Origin of the sequence: Barnesiella sp. (assembly GCF_022723415.1) — a bacterium.
In the GTDB taxonomy this organism is placed as follows: Bacteria; Bacteroidota; Bacteroidia; order Bacteroidales; family Barnesiellaceae; genus Barnesiella; species Barnesiella intestinihominis.
Genome location: NZ_JAIJHU010000007.1, coordinates 1 through 19,143, shown reverse-complemented (window position 1 = coordinate 19,143; position 19,143 = coordinate 1). Strand labels below are relative to the sequence as shown.

The window sequence follows — 19,143 nt, the reverse complement described above, 5'->3', positions numbered from 1 at the left end:
AAGATAAACCTTTTTCACCGGTCTATCAAAAATTTTATATATCGAACATCTTGTTTTCACAAGTCATACACACTCTTCAATTCCGCCCAATATCGTTCCTCCGAGAATCGTTTTTGGGCTCGTCGTGCAATACCTTGTGTATCCACGTTGTCCTTAGACATCACAGAAACAATAGCCGAGGCTAATTCTTCCTTATCTCCCATGCGGAACAACATACCATCGCCCTCACGTATCAGTTCCGGTATTCCACCGACTTCGGCTCCGATAACCGGCGTTCCCATACACAAAGACTCTATCACACTTAACGGATTATTTTCATACCAAATGGAAGGAACTACCATCGTCTGCGCATGTTTCACCAATCGTACTATCTCCATAGACGAAAGGTGTCCTAAAAAAATGACATTTCCCGAACTATATTTTGCCTGCAACTCATTCAGCAACGGCCCATCTCCCGCAATATACAGAGGGAATGGCAGAGACTCTGCCACTTCGAGCAACATGCGTACACCTTTTTCCTCGGACAAACGACCTACATAGCAATAGTAGCGCGACTTTTCCCCTTCATTTATCTCTGTCGAATGAAAAAAATCCAATTTATCCTGTTCTATAAAATTACAAATTACGGATAATTTCGTGTAATCATAACCGCAGGCTCTCATCTTCTGTGCCATAAAAGAACTAGGGCAAACAAAAGTATCGACCCAGCGTTGCAGTTTTTTCCGATTCCACCATAAGGCTTCTCCATAAGCCAATGCGCTGGCTATCCGGCTTCCTTTCATACATTTCCGACGAAATACTTGAAAACGATCGGTAAAGCAGGCTTCACAAATTTTCCCTTGACAAAGGCAGTTATACGATGGACATAACAATTTATAATCATGTAGCGTCCAAACAGTACGACAGCCATATTCTTTCGCCAATTTTACGACGACCGGAGAAAGATAAGAATGAATATTGTGAAAATGGACTATGTCAGGACGAAAATCATTCAATATCTTCTTAAACGATTTTTTTATATCTCCTAATCCAAAGATACGGCAAGCCGCTCTTGTCTTATTTTTAAGTCCATCGGAAAATGAAATTTCCGATGCAAAATAGCCCGACATTTCACTGGGCAAATTCTGAGAATAAACCATAGAATACACGGCCACTTCATATCCGAGACGACGTAACAAGGCTTCGAGATTGATCATACAAATACAATCTCCCCCTCTCGGATAGTAAAATTTATTTACCAAAAGGATACGTGGCATTCGCTTCATGGGTCGTGTTCAGGTTATTTAAATATTCGGGACGTAAATTTATTTTTTATCCATACCCATTTATACAATAAAATGGGACAGACTATTCCCGTTCCTACTATAAATAACGTAACGAACACAAATTCTATTATATTTCCGCCCGACAATATATGTGTTAAAATTGACTTTACCACACCCATAAATAGAGTATGAAACAAATATATAGTCATGGACATAGTTCCTATATACTTCAACCATTCTACAAATGAGACAGTTAAACGAGATAATGACTTGGATATGCCCAGAATCATAAAACTACCGGTGACACCGAGGAGGACGGCCAAAGTTTCGATCCAAAATTTATCGGAAATAAATTCATATATGATCGAGAAGCCGATCGTAATTACAATCCAAAGAATAGAATACCGGTATATCGCTTGCTCTATCCATGATTTTCGGGCCACCCACATTCCTGATACAAAAAAAATCGAATTCAAACAAAACTGTTCAATACAAAAATATTCGGGAGCCGTATCCCAAAAAGCGAGCCCCAGCGAAAGAAGAGACAATAGTACCAAGCGATTCCCTGACTTAAAAACCGGGACGATACAAAATATTAAAAACAAAACATAAACAAACCATAAAAAATACCCGGCTTCCGGAAAATAAAACACTCGATATAAAGCGCTTATCGAAACCGGGTGATCGACTTGCATAAACCCGTCGACCAGTATTTTAATCCCTATAATCGCCCAAGAAAGAATAAAATAGGGAAACATCAATCGCTCGAACTTCGAGCGTACAAACCGCCAATAACCTATCTTTTTTATAGAACGCTCATAAAAAAAACCAGCGATCATGAAAAAAAGAGGCATGTGGAAATGATAGACAAAACTTACAAATCCGATATACCACGAAGGAGCGTTATCGGGAATATAATGCCCGATAACGACCAATACAATCCCTATTCCCTTTGCTATATCGAACGTTATATCCCGAATCTTTCCCATCAGCTATTATATTTCGAAGCCTTCTCAAACGAATCTATAATTCGTCGAGCGACCGCATCGACAGTAATTAAAGAAGCATATTCCCTGCAATTTTCCACATACTCGTCATTTCGCTCTATCATTCGAGCTATATCGTCCTCGTTCCAGTCATTTTTAGCGATTCCCAACTTTCGCTTCTCTACTATCTCACTATCAAACGGCACACGATTCGTAACCACCGGCGTTGTCATCGCCACAGATTCCATAATCGCCAGCATATTCAACTCTCGCAGAGAATCGAACAAAGAAGCCTTCGAATCCCGATAATACCGAAACAATTCTTTATGAGGCAGTTTCCCCAATAGGACGATTTGCCGCTCTCGCCCCATTTCTTTTATTTGTCGGTCATACTCTTCTCTCAACACGCCATCGCCGGCTATATACAATATGTAATCTCTGTATTGAGGATATTTTGAAAGAAAAGCATCGAACTTACGAATAACAGATATGACATTCTTTTCCCAAAATAAACGTCCGACAGTCAAGAACTGGCTCTTTTTATTCGACATCTCTTTCTCCAATGTCACTACTACCCCATGTCCTATGGGGTCGCCGACACGAGGCATATATCGCCGAATGAACCGCTGCGAGACATACGACCGAGGTATAATCCAAGCCTTACGCATAAAACAGCGAGCTATTATATTATACCAAATGCGAGAAGGCCAAGTTTTCATCTTGCGATTGTGAGCTCCTAATTCCTGCCAAATTACAGTTTTACGAGGGACAATGAGCGAAGCAAACAATGACGGTATAGAAAAAGTCTCACTTGCTAAAACCATATCGACATCACCTTTTCTTTGCTGTAAGTACCTCCATACTCCCGGTAAAAAGGGAAGTACACTCGGTTGAAATATTTTTCGTCCAATCGACTTCAAAAAGACGACTTCAAAATCATACGTCTCCTCTCTCTCAGGTGCATAATCGGCTGCCGCTATCAATGTGACAGCATGCCCGGCTCGATGATAAGCCAAACACAAATCATAGATCATCGTCTCTTTTATAGTAGTTACATGTGGTATAACTCCTTTTTCATGAGTAAAAAGAATGGGATTGATAACTATGATTTTCATACGTAAAGTCTATTTATTACCGCAAAGATAGCACAAACGAAAGCAGAAACAAATAAATTTGGCCCTGCCAAGTGTAACCTATTTTCGCAACATGCTGTAAGTCTTCGTATAAATAAGATTACCAACGAACTCGTTTATTTATGCCAAAATTTTATTCAATTAAACAAGGCTTTTATCTTCATTTGTAATTCCTGCCGAATCGTTCTCGGTTGAATACAATAGCTAAGAATCACAATCACTGTAATATAAATGATTTGCAATATAATCGAATCTACCCTATAAAATACTATCGCCCCTCCTATCAAGAACAAAATCGGATAAATGATTTCCATCGATACCTTCACCGGAAAAAATTTCCACGTATCGATTATCCGGAAACCAAGCATAAACAGATAAGAAAGAATGGACGAAAGGACAATTCCCCAAATACCCATAAAACGAATGAAAACATAATTCATGATTAAATTCAATCCCGTTGTAGTAATCACTCCCGGCAGATTTCTCACGGTCTGCTTCGAACATTGATAGCCCAAATCGTAAAACGATGCCAATGCAAAACAAATTACCGAGATAAACATCGGATATAAATATTGCAAACTCTCTAAATAACGAGAATCCACCAGCCATGAATAATTGATTTTCAGCACGAAAACAAAAATCAGCGCTAAAACGGACAATATGAGAATATATGTATTGAATATTCTGGAAAAGAACTTCGACCGGTCTGCCGCCCCGTACTGTTTAATAGCAGTCTCTTGCCATGCTTGATATACGATCACCGAAAATGTCTCTAATATAGTAGAGAATTTCATGGCTACCGCAAATATACCATTGGCCTCCAAACCTAAGAAATGTTCTATAAACAATCGACTGGAACTTCCCAAAAGCCACCAGCAAACAGCATTCGGCAACAAAGGCAAAGAATATTTCAACAGAGCTCTATTCAGAGACTTATCTCTAAAACTAACGATAAAATAGCGTTTAAATACTCGTGCCCGAAATTCTATAATAACCATTGTCACCAAACGGGACAATATATTGGAACAAAATATGCCCGCAATTCCCATTCGTAACCAAGCAACAAAAATCAAACTGTACAATCCTATCTGAAAGGCGGTCAATATACCGGCCAAGACAAAAGATTTATTTTGTCCCAAGCCTCTTACGATTTGGACTTCTACCTCATACAACGAAAGCGTGATTACAAATGCGACAATCCACCCCCAATCCCGTATATCGTAAAAGAAAGAAAAAACAATCCCCACCAACAATACCACCAAAGAGGATTGGGCCATCAATTTATAGGAAAACGAAACGACTCCTTTACGAGTATATTCGTCTTCATTATCGAGCAAAAAACGAAAAGTACCGTCTCGCAATTGAAACGTTATAAACCCCATTGCCAAAAACGTAAGAGTCAGGACAATATCATAATATCCAAAATCATCGGGGGATATATAATATGTATATAGAGGAACCAAAAGAAATGTGATCAATTTGGATCCGAGGTTTCCTATGGCATAAATAAAAATATCGTTTATAAATTTCGTACTTCTATTCATTTCTTCACCATCGCTTCTTTTGATACCCTTGTTTCTTTCTCTCTTATCACAGAAATATCTCTTACGACAAAGCCCAACAGAATCATTACAACAATACCGGAACCTTGCAAGAAAGCACTACCCGCAACCGACTCAATGAATATAAACAAAATGATCATCAAGCCTATTTTATGGAGGTGCACCGCATAAGGAGAACCTATAATAATTTTCAGTTTTTTATATACCCATATCCAAAAATAAAAGAACAATACAATCCCTACCATTCCAAATTGTACCAACTCCGGGAAATAGGTATCGGAAACAAACGGACAATCGCCTTCCAACAGTCCCCAAACCTCATCTAAATTGTATTCTTTATACAAAAGCGAATAGCCTATTATTCCCGAAGAATAGGTGGCATACGATGCCAATCCAGAACCCAGAAAGAAATGGTCCATCAAAGCCTGAGGAGCCCTGATATATAGTGCAGCCCGAGCAAAGGATTCGTCCATATTCTCCTCCCCGGAAAACAAACCGGAAGAAATAAAATAATAATTGATTTTATCCCAAGCTACATATAAGACGCCACAGAAAACCAAAGCCATCATTACCCACTGCTTTAACTTTACTTTCGACAATTGTCCCGGTTTGTACCACAAAAAGAGATACAGTGCGGCCACATAAAATCCATAAAATTTGGAGCGTGTGCTAAAAAACCCCACAGACAAGATAAACAGCATGATAATCTTGTCCTTACGGCACATATCCTGGCAAGAGCAATAATAATATATCAAAAATAAAACCGTACTGATAAGACCATAGTACGCTACATGAAAGAAGAAAGCCTCTCCTAAGCCTACAAGTATTATTCCCAGCATCGCCACACTGAGAACAACGCATAGTTTTTTCAAAAAAAGTTTTTGAGCTCCCGTAAACCTTACCCCCATAGCATAAGCTACATAAAAAGCGATGAAGGGCTTGATTTGAATAAAAAAATCATAGAATATCGCCTTAGGGGTATTATAATGAACGCCAACCAACGAATACAACAGGTAAAACGTCATTATCCCTACGATCCAAAAAAGACCTTTATAACGCCGATGGTTCTTATTACTTAATATATCCAGTACACATAAAAGAGCTAAAAGCAATGTAATCAACTCGTCGGAACTTTTAAACCACATCAATTGATAGGTATAAATCCCCGCCACAAGCATCAGAATAAACAGCCCATAGAATATTTTATTCAAGGAAATCATCGCTTATCCCCTTGTATGTTTCACCGAATACCCATAAGTCTTTTTTATTTCCGTATCGTTCAAGACGAACATTACATTTTTCAAAGAACCCTCTGCTACAAAATCCTCGACATTGAATACACTATTTTTATGCGTATAATCAGCCCTGCAAACATATAACGTGGCATCGACAAAACGAGTCAACGAGAACGTATCAGAAACTCTCTCCACAGGAGCTGTATCGACAATTACATAATCATATTTTTCTCGAAGACGAGCCATTAAACTATCCAATTTTTCGGACAATAAAAGCTCGGAAGGATTCGGTGGAACGGGGCCGGCCGTTATGACATCAAGAAAGCCTTCTTGTGCCACATGATGAATCAAATCGTTCTCTCCACCTTCTTTATTCGAAACCAAATAATTCGTCAGCCCAGTAGTCACCGAGAGCCCCAAATAATCAGCAATTTTCGGATTCCGCAAATCCAAATCGATCAAAACCGTACGCTTCCTCATTAAAGCTATCGAGTAAGCCAGATTAAGACTGACGAACGATTTTCCTTCTCCCGGTTCTGACGAGGTTACCAACAGAATACCCTTTCCTCCACCCGGCAACATAAATTGTAAATTAGACCGTAATAAACGGAACATTTCAGCGGCAGGAGAAACACTGTTTTCTCTCAAAACGACATAGCCCGAAGTAGAACTATGACAAATTTCACCAGCAATAGGCAAATCTGTCAATCTGCGCAAATCATTTTTGTTATTGAACTTCACAGAGAAAACAGTCTTTCCATATAAGTAGACAACGGGCAGTACCAATCCGATTCCACAAGCGATCAATAAAAGAATCAAAGATTGCGGTGCAACCGGTTTATTTTTACTATAAGCCGGATTGACAATCCTACATTTAGGCGAAGTCGCCGCCAATGTCATAGCGCTCTCCTCCCGCCTCTTCATCAAGAAAGTATATAATTCATTCTTAATAAGCTGATTCCTTTTTATATCCATATACTCTCTCTCTTGCTCAGGGAATCCCCGCAACCTAGACCGAAAATCCTCCTCTTGTTTCTTCAAATCGGTACGGGCTATATCCGAACTTTCTTTCGCTTTCGACACCGTATTCAATATATTCTCACGCATGACATCTATTTGAGCGGTAAGTGTACGTAAAGCCAAGTTCGAATCCTTTGCTGTACGAAGCAAACGCATTCTCTCCAATAGCAATTTATTATATTCATTAATCGCCTCGGCAGCTCCCCGATCGGGCAAACCGGTCGTAACAGGAACCAAAGAATACTTGTTTTCCGGCTTATTCAGGAAACTATCTACCATCGAAATAATCGAATATTGTGTTTCGGCTTCCAACAGTAATTTGCGGTATTGACTGTTTGCTTCAAGAATGATTTTGGCTTCGGCATCTATATCGGACAAATCGTTTTCTCTTTTATACCGTTCTACAATCCTCTCGGCTTCATGGAGTTCTTCTTTTACCGTTATCAAACGCTCATCGATAAACGAAAGCATATTTTGCGCCTTCAAGTTTTTATTCAGCACAGCATCCTCGTTATAACATTCTATCAACGTATTGAGTATATCTTTTCCTCTTTGCTTATTCGATTCCCTTATTTTTAATGAAATGCAATTAGCTTTTTTATCCGACAAATCGATATCCAGCCTTTTCTCCAATATTTCAGCTTCGCCGTCATACCCGTTAACATGAGCGACAAACTTCAACTTCTTGCCCGGCTCATAAAATTGGGTCTTATCGATAATAATCCCCTCTCCATAATCTACCTTTATCGGGAACGATGTCGCTTCCATTTCGACCAAAGTCGTAAAGAACCCTTTCTTCAACAAGACCTTGATTTTATCGTCAGAGTCACCCGTTTGAACTTTAACTACAAATCCACTCGACAATGTATCCACCATCGATTCGGGAATTTCTACGGTAAGGGGAGAATTACGATAATACTCTTTCTTTTTGAAAAAGTTTTTTTTGCTCGTATATGATATATTCAAATCGAGTCTTTGAACCATTTCTCGAATTAAAGAATGCGACGAAATAACCAATATCTCGTCATTCACCGAGCCACCACCTATCATACCGTCTAACGAGAATCCGCCTCCTGCAATATCCCCCATCAATGAAGACAATCCGCCACCGCCTTTTTTCTCATCTTCATTGACAAGAATATCGGCAGAAACCTCATATACAGGCTTGGCAATCTTCAAATAACAAACTACCAACGCTACACAAACAACAATCGACCCTACAAAGAGATACCATTTTCTACATGCGGCACGCCATAAAGCGACGATATCGATATTATCATTTCTTCTTTCCGAGGTATATTTTTCTTCCATAAAAAAAATCTTTTCATTACTTAATGAACAATGCTATCGCCAACGATGCCAACACCGAAATGGCACTCACAACAGTACTCACCACAGATATGCGATATTGTGCCAATTGATTGTAATTCGAATTATTTCGCTGCGCTTTATTCGGCATAACGTAAACGACATCGTTCTGTCTTAAATAAAAATAGGGCGATTCAAATAGAGATTGATCGGTCAAATCGAAACGATGAAAAATCCGCTTACCATTTTCTTCCCGCATCAACAATACATTTTTCCGTTCACCATAGATAGTCAAATCTCCTGCCGCACCTATGGCATCGAGTATCGACATACGCTCTGTTTGTACCGATATCTGCCCCGGGGTTTTCACTTCGCCCAGTACAACGACTTTAAAATTCATGAATTGTACCAATACAAAAGGGTCTTTCAGCTCAGGACGAATTTTATCCTCTATAAACTTCGACAGTTCATTGCGGGTCATTCCTTCGGCTCGAATACGCCCTACTATCGGGAAATAGATATAGCCATTTTTATCTACCGTATAGACTTGTAAATTAGGCACAATCGTCAGCTCTTGCTTCCCCGGCTCAGAATAGGAAACAGCCGGTAAATTATAAGGTGCGGCCGCATCGGGAACAACCGACGAAACCGTTATCGATAGCATATCGTCGGGAGCTATTCGCAATTCATAATTGCCTACATCCATCTTTCCGCTCATCTCTTCAATATCCAAATTTTCAAAATAAGCAGTCTTACTGGTTGAACAGGAAGAAACCACAAGCAATAAGACAATAGCACTTAACACATTTATTTTCATTACATTATTCTTTTCCGTCCGGATTAGCCCGGTATAATTCTATTTTATAACGTTGTACCAAGCCCTTTTATTATACATATCTCAACATCTTTTTGAACCTTTATTACAATTTTTTTCTTACAATTTTTCACCATTCACGAAAAGTTCTTACATACAGCTTCTTAATATACTATTTTCTATCGGTCTTCGATAAAAAAGAATATTAAAATCATTTCAAACGGTCTGTTTGAAAAAGTTTATGTACGTTTGTAATTCATTTTATCACACGTTATGGATTTAAACTTTTCTTGGGATTTTTCTACCCCAGAAATATATTGCTTGGGGATACTGATTCTGATTTGGATTATCGAAATAATCTATCAATTTTATCTTTTCAATCGCCCCTTTCACTTTTATCAAAAAGAAAAAAACGGAAAAATAGAATATACCCACCAATATCCTGCGGTATCGGTAATCGTTTATGCCCAAAACGATGCCGAAAACCTCGTTAAATACATGCCCAAAATTCTAAATCAGGCATACCCCGAATTCGAAGTCATCGTAGTCAATGACGATTCAACCGACGATTCCAAAGACATACTCTCCGTTTTGGAGACGCAATATAAAAATCTATACCACACCTACGTACCGGAAGGATCGCGCAACCTAAGCCATAAAAAACTGGCTCTGACCCTCGGTATAAAAGCCGCTCGATACGATATAGTCGTATTCACAAACGCCAATTGCGATCCAAGAAACAACGAATGGTTGGCCACTATCGCCCGAAACTTCGTTCCCGGAATCGACATTGTTTTAGGCTATACGGCCATTGAACGAAAGGAAAAAGAAAAATTCTCTTTCTGGTATTGCTCTTATGACCAACTGTTATTTTCTATCCGATATTTGTCTTTCGCCCTCATCAATCGGCCTTATATGGGAGTAAGTTCCAACATGGCATACCGTAAAGAATTATTCTTCAAAAATAAAGGGTTTTCCAAATTTCTACATCTGCACTACGGAGACGACGACCTGTTCATCAACGAGATAGCCAACCGAACCAACACCCGTGTAGAAATATCCGAAGCGGGACAAATGACCGCGACTTATCAGGATAACTACGAAGCATGGAAAGAATTGAAGCTACAATACGACTTTACTTCCAAATACCTTCATACCACAGCCAAATCGATATTCGGCATAGCTAAGTTCTTTGATTATGCTTTCGATATTCTGTTCGTTTGTCTATGGGTAGAGGGCATCATACATAATTGGACAACCGCTGTTTTGGCCTCGATACTGGCCTTGTCTTTATTCTCGATCAAAGTCATCGTCTATCGACGGGCTGCAAAAATACTCCGCAAACCGAGACTTTTTTTCTCCTTACCGTTCTTTTCCTTCATACAACCATGTATAAACCTTTATTTCAAGGTAATAGGTTCTGTAACGAGAAAAAAGAATTTCACGTGGCGATAATACATAAAAGAGAGGGCCGCAAATTGCAGCCCTCTCTTTTATGTATGCTATCCATGCAGAAAAAGTTTATTTTACCATAATTTTCTTTTTTTCTGCCATCATAGGAGTTTGCTTTTTCGGAATCATCACTGTCAATACACCGTTGTTCTGATGTGCTTCAATGGCATCCGTATTGACATTATCCGGTAAAATCAAAGTCTGTTGAAATTGCGAATACGAAAATTCTCGGCGCAAATAACGTCCTTTTTTATCCTTTTCGCTTTCCTCTTGTTTGTGCTCTACCGTAACGACCAAATGATTTTCTTTGTCGACCGTTATATCGAAGTCGTCTTTGGTAATACCCGGTGCTGCAATTTGGACCTCATATTCCTTTTCCGTTTCTACAATATTAATGGCCGGAGCCGCACTGCTAGTTTTAGCGATCCATTCATTTCCGAAGAAATCGTTAAAAATTCCGGGGAGCCAGTTTTGTTGATGCTTTGCAGGTGTCATAATTATACCTCCTAAATAAGTTTATAAATTAACGTTGCCGGGTTATTCCGACAATCACTCTTAAAACAAGGAGATACCCCTTTTGGGTCAACCGTAAGGCGTTAAAGTTGACGAGAAGTTATAAAAAAGAGTTACGGCTCTATCACAATATCATATCTCAATAGCAGGAAACTCACTTTGAACGGACGTCCAGACACACGAGACGGGGGAGAATCGACATGATAATAATTTTTCGAACGGTCGAAACTCTCGATTTCACACTTGCGAGTCGAACGAGGCAAAAGATCACAATCCACCATGCGAGTACGATAATCGATCATTTGACCGTCTGGGGTACGATAAATCATTTTCAAGACTACCCGAGACAACCGATAAGGTGTATTGTTTCGCAAAAGGAAACTTTCTTTCGTATCGCTCATACGTTTATCGAACCCTAACATATCGACAGCTACCGGAGAAAACAGCAACGCCCGAGATATCGTATCGGATAATGTCGATACCGGTTCCCGACTTACCAACTCGGGGTCGGCTTCGGTTATTTTCTCCATTGTTTCCTGACTCGGAATTTTTATAGAAGAACTTCGGCGCGGCATAATACCCGACTGCCCCCACAATGGCACAGCCAACCAAAATGCGGCAATGAATAAAATCGTCCTGCTCATAATCCTAATCCTTTACATATCCACACCACAGAAACCAAAATCGTAAAAACGAGTAGATTCCGAGCCGTCGCTCCCAGCAGGGGATTCAATGCCTCACCCACCCGCTGCTTAATCGCCAACCCTGTCTTTATATGAAGAAACAGATATACAATGGCTGGTAAAAATATATACACGATTCCGAAATCTGCCAAACAAGGTAAAAGCAACAAAACGGCGATCACCCCGTTCACAAAATACCACCACAAAGCAAAACGCCTCCCGAACAGCACCACCGTCGTTCGTTTATTCGCCGCAGCGTCTTCTTCCATGTCCCGATAATTATTCACCAACAGAATATTTATAGACAACAATCCCATAGCGATCGACAGCAGAAACACATCTGCATCGAACTGTAAAGCCTGTACATAATAGGTCATGTTCACAGCAACCAGACCGAAAAACAAAAACACGGTTACATCGCCCAATCCGTGATAGGCCAACGGATAAGGACCTGCCGTATAGGCCAATGCAAACACCGCTATAATCACACCTATCGGTATCAACTGCCAACCGGCAAAAAAAACAAGTCCCAATCCTACCGCACAAGCCACTCCTAAAACGCAGAATGTACCCATAAGCATGGCTCGCGGAGTTATATCGCCCGAAGCGACGGCTCGACGAGGTCCTACCCTACCGGCTTTATCGCTCCCCTTCACATAATCGAAGTAGTCGTTCGCCATATTAGAGGCGACTTGTGCCAATAAAGCGAACAACAAACACAACACGGCGGGAACCCAACGAAATGTACCGGCATAAAAGGCATAAGCCGAAGCGGCGATCACCGGGCTGGCCGATGCCGGCAGCGTGCGCGGACGAGCCGCCGAAATCCAATCCTTAACCATGAGACTCTTCTTTATCCAATCCGAAACAGGCCCGTATCGTAGAGCGTATGCCCTCGGCTTCCGGTCTATCTTCCCGCAATATGGAAAGTATCACCCTCAAATATTTATCTTTATTCGCCAATCCGCACAGGTTACAGACATTACTGTTCGTCAACATCGACTTCTGATTGTAAACCTTCAATATCGACCGGTAATCTCTGTTCTTGACAAATGTACGGAATTGACTGCAAATCATATTATAAAGTCCGCGTACATCGGTATCGTCCGTCAAATGGTCGATATGGTCCTCGAACGAACCGATATCGTTGAACCTCCGGTCGATTTTATATTCCAAATCACGCCGTATGCGGTGACGGGTATGTAACAATGCCTGCGACTCTATCTCTTGTGCGAACAACTGAATGACATTGTTTTTTACTATTTCGAATACTTTGTTCTCGTTTCGTTTCATACGTCGGGCAACCGAGCGAATCACCCCTTCGAGCATTAACAGATTCTCCACTTCCGCTACTTCGGGCACATACACATGACGACTGCGCAAATACTCGACTTCTCGCTCCGTCCGCCGATCCCTGTCGACAATTCCCCTAGATTCGAGATGGTGTATCTCCTTCAAATCGGCAAAAGCCCTTGTCGCTTCTATTACCTTATTACAACCACCCAACGGCTTCACGGTGTATTCAGGGAAAATATAGGGATAGAGTTTCACATCGATACTTCCGGTAGCTGCTCCCTCGATAAACAATACCGGTTTGCGGCTGCCCAATATATCCAAATACATGCCTTCGGGAAAAGAGTCGTCGTTACGGATAAACTCATAGTCCCAACTCATGCGGTCGGCATCGAACGAACGGACCCAAATACAAGTACTCTCGACACGCGAAGCCGCGAAATCCAAATCGTGCGTCAGATAAACAAAAGTACAATCCTTGCGCAAGTTCTCAATCGAATCCCACAGCGATTTCATAATGGAATGGTGCAGATAGAATTCAGGATCTTCCACCAAAATCACAGCATTGGGCATAGCAAACAGCACACCTGCTATATAATAGAGCACCGCCTTCTCCCCCGAACTCAGTCGCAAAGGATTGAAAGGCTCCGAATTCTCGCTTTGAATCAACAAACGCCCCTCGGCCCGCAACATTTTATTTCTCGGGAAAACCCGTTCCCACAGCTTTTGAACTCTATCCAAACGAGTCTCGGGGAAGTCGATATGCCCCCCCTTTGGCGTTTTGAATTTATACTCGAACAGATTGCGGCACTCCTCGCTCAACAGCAAGAAAAGCAACTGGTCGAATTCGGTAGGGGTATCCTTCGATACATAGTAAGAATACTCCATAAACTCCTGATACATGGCTTCGATAGACCCCGGCCAAACTTCGTGAGGCGGCATAATGCACAATGCCTTTTGAGCCGAAAGCCAAAAAGCATGGTCTTGTATCCGTCGAGCTATTTCCACTCCGAACCGGCTTTTTCCGGCTCCATTCGCGCCAACGACCGTTACCGTCCGCGACAACAGTTTTTCGGTTTGTGCGCTATCGTTTCTTTTCGGGAGCAATATTTCCATAGTAGCACTTTTTAACATGAAAGGAAATCCTTTCTCAAAAATAACTATTTTCGGGAATAAACGGCATAACAATCCGAACAATTTTCGTATTTTTGACTTTGTCTATTTATAACCCCTAATTCATTAAATTATGTTTTCAGGAATTGTCGAAGAAGCCGCTCCCATCGTTGCCTTGAAACGGGATAACGGGAATTTGCACCTTACGCTCAAAAGTTCGTTCGCTCACGAATTGAAAATCGACCAAAGCGTCGCTCACAACGGCGTGTGCCTCACGGTCGTAAACATCGAAGGAGATCACTATACGGTCACTGCCATACAAGAAACCCTCGAACGCAGCAACTTAGGGACTCTCTCTGTCGGAGACAAAGTGAATCTCGAACGTAGCATGCTCATGAACGGCCGCCTCGACGGACACATCGTGCAAGGCCATGTGGACCAGACAGCCCGCTGCACAAAAATCGATCTTGTCGACGGAAGCCGATACTATACCTTCACCTACGACCTCAATCCCGAAATGGCTGCCAAAGGCTATATGACCGTAGAGAAAGGATCGGTTACCGTGAACGGGGTAAGCCTCACCGTATGCAACTCGCAAGACAACAGTTTCCAAGTGGCGATCATTCCCTACACCTACGAGCATACCAATTTCCACCAAATCAAGGAAGGCAGTATAGTGAACCTCGAATTCGACATTATCGGCAAATACATCAGCCGTATCATGCACTTCGAAAAAGATTAGAACAAAATGGATATCTACGAAATTATCAACCACCGGCAAAGCGACCGCCAGTACGATCCCGAACGTCCGGTCGAACCCGAAAAAATACGGCGTATTCTCGAAGCCGCCCGTATAGCACCCTCGGCCTGCAATGCGCAACCGTGGCACTTCATCGTAGTGGACGAACCCGAGTTGCGAAACCAAGTGGCCGATGCCGTGGCCAGCCGCATATTGGGCATGAACCACTTCACCAAACAGGCTCCCGTGCATATCCTTGTCGTGGAGGAGCGACCCAATTTCACATCGGGCATAGGCGGGCTCATCAAGGACAAACAATTTCCGCTGCTCGACATCGGTATAGCTGCCGCACACATCACCCTCGCCGCCACTGCCGAAGGATTGGGCAGTTGCATACTCGGTTGGTTCGACGAGAAAGCCGTGCGTAAACTACTGCATATTCCCGATAAGAAACGAGTCATTCTCGACATCGTAGTGGGATACTCCACCCAACCGCTTCGGGAGAAAAAACGAAAATCTGCCGACGAGGTGATTTCGTATAATAAGTATTGAATACTTATACAATAATAAAACAGACGGAATTGTTTTTTTTACAATTCCGTCTGTTTTATTATCGGCTATATTCTTCGCCACAATTTTCGCATTTCAATCCAGATTTATACTCATAAATAAAATAACCACCAACACTGGCATCATACCCATTATGCTCTACCGTACACTTCACCCTCACCGATCTTCCATTATCGTAGCTTTTAACAGTTCCGGAGCCTTTACAATTAGGACACTTCTTCTTTCCTTTTATCACTGCACTTTTTAATTTACCTCCACATCGATGACAAGATTTTTCTACTTCCACTGTATTACAATAACAGCCTATCTTCTCTTGTTCTATATCCTTTTGGGCAAACAGAATTGATGTGTTACAACATAAAACATAGAATAAAACAATCAATTTCGAATATATCTTCCTCATAATCAAAATCATATTTACTCCTACTCTATAAAATTTCTAATCTCATAATGCGGTTCAACACAGTCTTTTTCACATCTGTCATCTCGTTAATTAGCTTATTCTTAGAGCTGAACTCTCACAAATAGACTAAAAAAACGAAACAATAAAGGCACAACCGAATAACAACTCATCGTCCTACATGTCTCTGTTTACCAGTTCCATTACAACAGGTACATATACGTTCTCCTTTTTTGCAATATCCACACTTAAATTGCCCTTTTCCATTGCAATTAGCACATGTTTCTTTCCCATTTCCTCGATCAATAGTTCCTTCACCACCACAAAAAGAGCATATACGCCACCCAGTACCGTCACACATTGTACACTCAGTACGCCCCTTACCATCACAACATTTACAAGGAGGATTGGAATAGCCTCCACACCGTTCTTTTTGCATTTCTTCCACGTCGGTTCCAGAATATTGCACTGCAAATACAAAAGGTACAACAACCAGCATTCCTAATAAAAACAACTTTCTCATAATAAATAATTTATATTAATGCCTACTCTATAAGGTTTTCGGCTTGTCCTTATCTATTTATTTAGAACTCTGGATCACAATATTAAAGATTAAAACTAAATCCTAATGTAACCCCATAGATCCAACCTTTGAAAGGGGTACAGGGCTTTTCATACCTATTGTAATAAGTGTCCTCTGCATCTGTAAAAACATTACTAAGTGTTTCGCCCCACCAATCGGAATTTCCATATCCATAGGAATACTCTCCATAAGCAGTTATAGAAAACTTTTTTATATAAACCGTAGCGGCTAAACCAAAAGCTCCGGTAATAAGTATTTTTTCTTTCTGCCATTTGGATAATCTTAATAAACTCCAATAGGGCTGTAACTCAAAATTTTTCCCAATGGGAATATACAATCCCATACTTTCTGCGGCCATACAAAACAATACAGTCCGAATCCAACTATCCATCTCTGACGACACTGTATACCCCAAGAATGTTAATAATGTTGCTGTCGCACCCAACGGACTGATACTATAATAATCCTTAGTCTTTGTAAAATTGGCATTCCACCCAATCCCACAAGAATTTATTTCAAATGGAATATACGATACATTTACAGTCCCCCCTATATTATCCTTATAACGCAAATGAGAGCCTGTGAATCCAGCCCTTATAATAAACTCATTATCCTCATGATAAGCACCTTCACCCATACACATACACGGAAACAAAACACTTATCAATAGTAGTTTGAATTTTCTCATTTCCTCTTTATTATTTTATTATGCAAATAAAATCCCAAAAAGAGAAATTAAGAACAATCTCATATCATCTATAAATTGACACTACTGTCGCAAATAAGTAGAAATTGAACACCGATTGGAAACCCCTTCACAGCCCTCTACGTGAAACATTTATCCCGTCAAAAAGTCAAACAAACGGCTTACTCCTCTTTCAAGTGTTCAGAGAAATATTGAAAAAAATCGTAGTTCAAGATTCGAGAAATACGGGTGAGCAACTCGGTATCGATATACTCTTTGCAGAATATCTTGTACACATTGGCCCGGCTGCAAGAGAGTTTGCGGGCAAACCAAGCGACACTGCGCTCCTCGGCTTTCAATCGCTCTTTAATGAGTTCCCCTATCGGTTTCATAGCGAAAAGATTCTTCTTACCGTCCCCATAAGAAGGTTTAATATAACAACGAAGCGTGGAACTGAACACTCACACCGCAGTTTGAAGGTCCTGAGAAAACCCGAGATACAGATATGAGATAGCAGCCCACGCCCGTGATGCGCGAGAACCACCATGCCTAACCTTGTATCTCGTTTAGAAAATTTCTCAGGTTTTCAAACTACAAGACAAGCATAACGCTTCTTTTTAATTTAATATGTATGGAAAGGGCTGCCCCTCTCCCCTGCAAAAATAACGAAAGACAAACACAGAATTTTATTCCGCCAAGTCATACTTCATTTTCACATACTTTACAAAAGTAGTGAAAGGTAAGTGCAGAAAAAAGAGTTTTACTTATTTTTTCTATTGAATCGCACCTTATATCCAAACACAAAGAAACATCACAAGGGAACAAAGTCTATCTCCGTAATTTTTTATTCGAACCGGCTTTTAATAAAAAAGCCCCGAAGGATCGCTCCGGGGATAAAAAACAAGACGTTAAAATTTAGAAGCTGTTTTAAATTTATTCCGAGACAGATTGAGACCCATGTTGAAGCAGATTGGAGTCCGAGATATGCAGTCAATAGCGGGCTATTGACAAAAATCAAGGGATTCAAGATGCGAGACAGGGGCTCAACATGGCCGGAACATACCTGCTTGAAATGATAATATTATTTCTCAATAAATTTAAAACAGCTTCTTATTCTTCGTCTTCATTCTCTTCGAATAGACCATCGAGTAATCCGGATGCCTGCTGTATGGCATCATTGAAATTTTTTTCGATAAATTTAGCACCTCTTGTCATCGATGCTTTCATAAAACGTCCCTGCAAGCGTCCAATCTCCACTAAATCTTCTTCGGTCAGTTTATCTTTATACTCTTCATAATACGTTGTGGTAAACCGCTCGTATTCTTTCAATGCCTCGTTCCACTCCGCCTCGGTGTCGAAATCGGTATTCTCCACTTTATCCACAAATGATTCGAACTCTTTCAAATACGAATTTTTACTGTGCACTCCGCACGATACGAGCGATAATACTGAAATCACCGTAACAATTAAACCCATTTGATAAAAACGTTTCATATATTTTCATATTTTACATTTCATACAAAAATAATACAAGTAAAAATACTACACTCCAAAATAGAAAGTATATTTGTATATAAAAAACAATCTACGAAAATGAAGCCCATCAAATTATTCTATCAAGCTCGTTGCCCATTTTGTAAACGGGCATTCAATTACATCGACGAATTGAAAAAACGTCCCGAATATAAAGACATTATCATCGAAACCATTGAAGAAACCGAACACCCCGATATTGCAGACCAATATGATTACTATTACGTTCCAACGTTTTACATCGCAGACGAAAAGG

The 19,143-nt window shown here is 40.6% G+C and carries 20 protein-coding genes; 4 read left to right on the top strand and 16 right to left on the bottom strand.

Translation table 11 applies throughout. The features are described from left to right. Positions 1-56 precede the first annotated feature (56 nt). From QVD32_RS02700 to QVD32_RS02670, 7 genes are all read right to left on the bottom strand, one after another. On the bottom strand, positions 57-1,196 hold the full coding sequence (locus QVD32_RS02700; RefSeq protein WP_252206154.1) for a glycosyltransferase: 1,140 nt from the start codon (positions 1,194-1,196) through the stop codon (positions 57-59). Between the two features lie 83 nt (positions 1,197-1,279). Continuing rightward, positions 1,280-2,254 (bottom strand): acyltransferase family protein, encoded by a 975-nt coding sequence (locus QVD32_RS02695; protein WP_021891286.1) that lies wholly within the window; start codon positions 2,252-2,254, stop codon positions 1,280-1,282. Next, on the bottom strand, positions 2,254-3,366 hold the full coding sequence (locus tag QVD32_RS02690) for a glycosyltransferase family 4 protein (RefSeq protein WP_021891287.1): 1,113 nt from the start codon (positions 3,364-3,366) through the stop codon (positions 2,254-2,256). Before QVD32_RS02690 ends, QVD32_RS02695 begins: the two co-directional genes overlap by 1 nt. A gap of 155 nt (positions 3,367-3,521) precedes the next feature. Beyond that, positions 3,522-4,928, bottom strand: a complete 1,407-nt coding sequence (locus tag QVD32_RS02685) for a lipopolysaccharide biosynthesis protein (protein WP_021891288.1) — start codon at positions 4,926-4,928, stop codon at positions 3,522-3,524. Continuing rightward, entirely contained in the window at positions 4,925-6,166 is a 1,242-nt protein-coding gene (locus QVD32_RS02680; RefSeq protein ID WP_021891289.1) for a hypothetical protein, read from the bottom strand. Before QVD32_RS02680 ends, QVD32_RS02685 begins: the two co-directional genes overlap by 4 nt. Positions 6,167-6,169: 3 nt before the next feature. Continuing rightward, positions 6,170-8,512: a GumC family protein gene (locus QVD32_RS02675; protein WP_021891290.1), complete on the bottom strand. Its 2,343-nt coding sequence runs from the start codon at positions 8,510-8,512 to the stop codon at positions 6,170-6,172. Between the two features lie 16 nt (positions 8,513-8,528). Next, positions 8,529-9,326, bottom strand: coding sequence for a polysaccharide biosynthesis/export family protein (locus tag QVD32_RS02670; RefSeq protein ID WP_021891291.1), 798 nt, complete (start codon positions 9,324-9,326; stop codon positions 8,529-8,531). Between the two features lie 270 nt (positions 9,327-9,596). Between QVD32_RS02670 and QVD32_RS02665 the strand changes: the two genes are divergently transcribed. Next, entirely contained in the window at positions 9,597-10,778 is a 1,182-nt protein-coding gene (locus QVD32_RS02665) for a glycosyltransferase (protein ID WP_008861472.1), read from the top strand. A 66-nt stretch (positions 10,779-10,844) separates the two neighbouring features. Here QVD32_RS02665 and QVD32_RS02660 read toward each other — a convergent pair whose 3' ends face one another. The 4 genes from QVD32_RS02660 to QVD32_RS02645 form a co-directional block, all read right to left on the bottom strand. After that, complete coding sequence (locus QVD32_RS02660; RefSeq protein WP_008861471.1) at positions 10,845-11,270, bottom strand: Hsp20/alpha crystallin family protein; 426 nt, start codon at positions 11,268-11,270, stop codon at positions 10,845-10,847. A gap of 131 nt (positions 11,271-11,401) precedes the next feature. After that, a complete protein-coding gene (locus QVD32_RS02655) occupies positions 11,402-11,932 on the bottom strand; it encodes a hypothetical protein (protein ID WP_008861470.1) in 531 nt (176 codons plus the stop codon). Then, complete coding sequence (locus QVD32_RS02650) at positions 11,929-12,813, bottom strand: 1,4-dihydroxy-2-naphthoate polyprenyltransferase (protein WP_008861469.1); 885 nt, start codon at positions 12,811-12,813, stop codon at positions 11,929-11,931. Before QVD32_RS02650 ends, QVD32_RS02655 begins: the two co-directional genes overlap by 4 nt. After that, the gene (locus tag QVD32_RS02645; RefSeq protein WP_008861468.1) at positions 12,806-14,380 is read right to left on the bottom strand and encodes a DUF4435 domain-containing protein; all 1,575 of its coding nucleotides are present in this window, start codon (positions 14,378-14,380) and stop codon (positions 12,806-12,808) included. Before QVD32_RS02645 ends, QVD32_RS02650 begins: the two co-directional genes overlap by 8 nt. A gap of 130 nt (positions 14,381-14,510) precedes the next feature. Here QVD32_RS02645 and QVD32_RS02640 point away from each other — a divergent pair, with 130 nt between their 5' ends. Both QVD32_RS02640 and QVD32_RS02635 read left to right on the top strand, forming a co-directional pair. Beyond that, positions 14,511-15,119 (top strand): riboflavin synthase, encoded by a 609-nt coding sequence (locus tag QVD32_RS02640; RefSeq protein ID WP_008861467.1) that lies wholly within the window; start codon positions 14,511-14,513, stop codon positions 15,117-15,119. A 6-nt stretch (positions 15,120-15,125) separates the two neighbouring features. Continuing rightward, positions 15,126-15,668, top strand: coding sequence for a nitroreductase family protein (locus tag QVD32_RS02635; protein ID WP_008861466.1), 543 nt, complete (start codon positions 15,126-15,128; stop codon positions 15,666-15,668). A 58-nt stretch (positions 15,669-15,726) separates the two neighbouring features. Here QVD32_RS02635 and QVD32_RS02630 read toward each other — a convergent pair whose 3' ends face one another. From QVD32_RS02630 to QVD32_RS02610, 5 genes are all read right to left on the bottom strand, one after another. After that, the gene (locus QVD32_RS02630) at positions 15,727-16,089 is read right to left on the bottom strand and encodes a hypothetical protein (RefSeq protein WP_021891294.1); all 363 of its coding nucleotides are present in this window, start codon (positions 16,087-16,089) and stop codon (positions 15,727-15,729) included. A gap of 174 nt (positions 16,090-16,263) precedes the next feature. Next, complete coding sequence (locus QVD32_RS02625; protein WP_147401594.1) at positions 16,264-16,476, bottom strand: hypothetical protein; 213 nt, start codon at positions 16,474-16,476, stop codon at positions 16,264-16,266. A gap of 215 nt (positions 16,477-16,691) precedes the next feature. Continuing rightward, the gene (locus QVD32_RS02620) at positions 16,692-17,357 is read right to left on the bottom strand and encodes a hypothetical protein (RefSeq protein ID WP_008861463.1); all 666 of its coding nucleotides are present in this window, start codon (positions 17,355-17,357) and stop codon (positions 16,692-16,694) included. Between the two features lie 179 nt (positions 17,358-17,536). Further along, a complete protein-coding gene (locus QVD32_RS02615) occupies positions 17,537-17,746 on the bottom strand; it encodes a hypothetical protein (protein WP_021891295.1) in 210 nt (69 codons plus the stop codon). 718 nt (positions 17,747-18,464) lie between these two features. Next, positions 18,465-18,848 (bottom strand): DUF6565 domain-containing protein, encoded by a 384-nt coding sequence (locus tag QVD32_RS02610; protein ID WP_118687321.1) that lies wholly within the window; start codon positions 18,846-18,848, stop codon positions 18,465-18,467. 99 nt (positions 18,849-18,947) lie between these two features. On the opposite strand from QVD32_RS02610, the gene QVD32_RS02605 reads away from it, so the two are divergent. Continuing rightward, positions 18,948-19,143 (top strand): thioredoxin domain-containing protein (locus QVD32_RS02605; protein WP_287710122.1); only part of this gene is annotated, 196 nt, incomplete at its 3' end.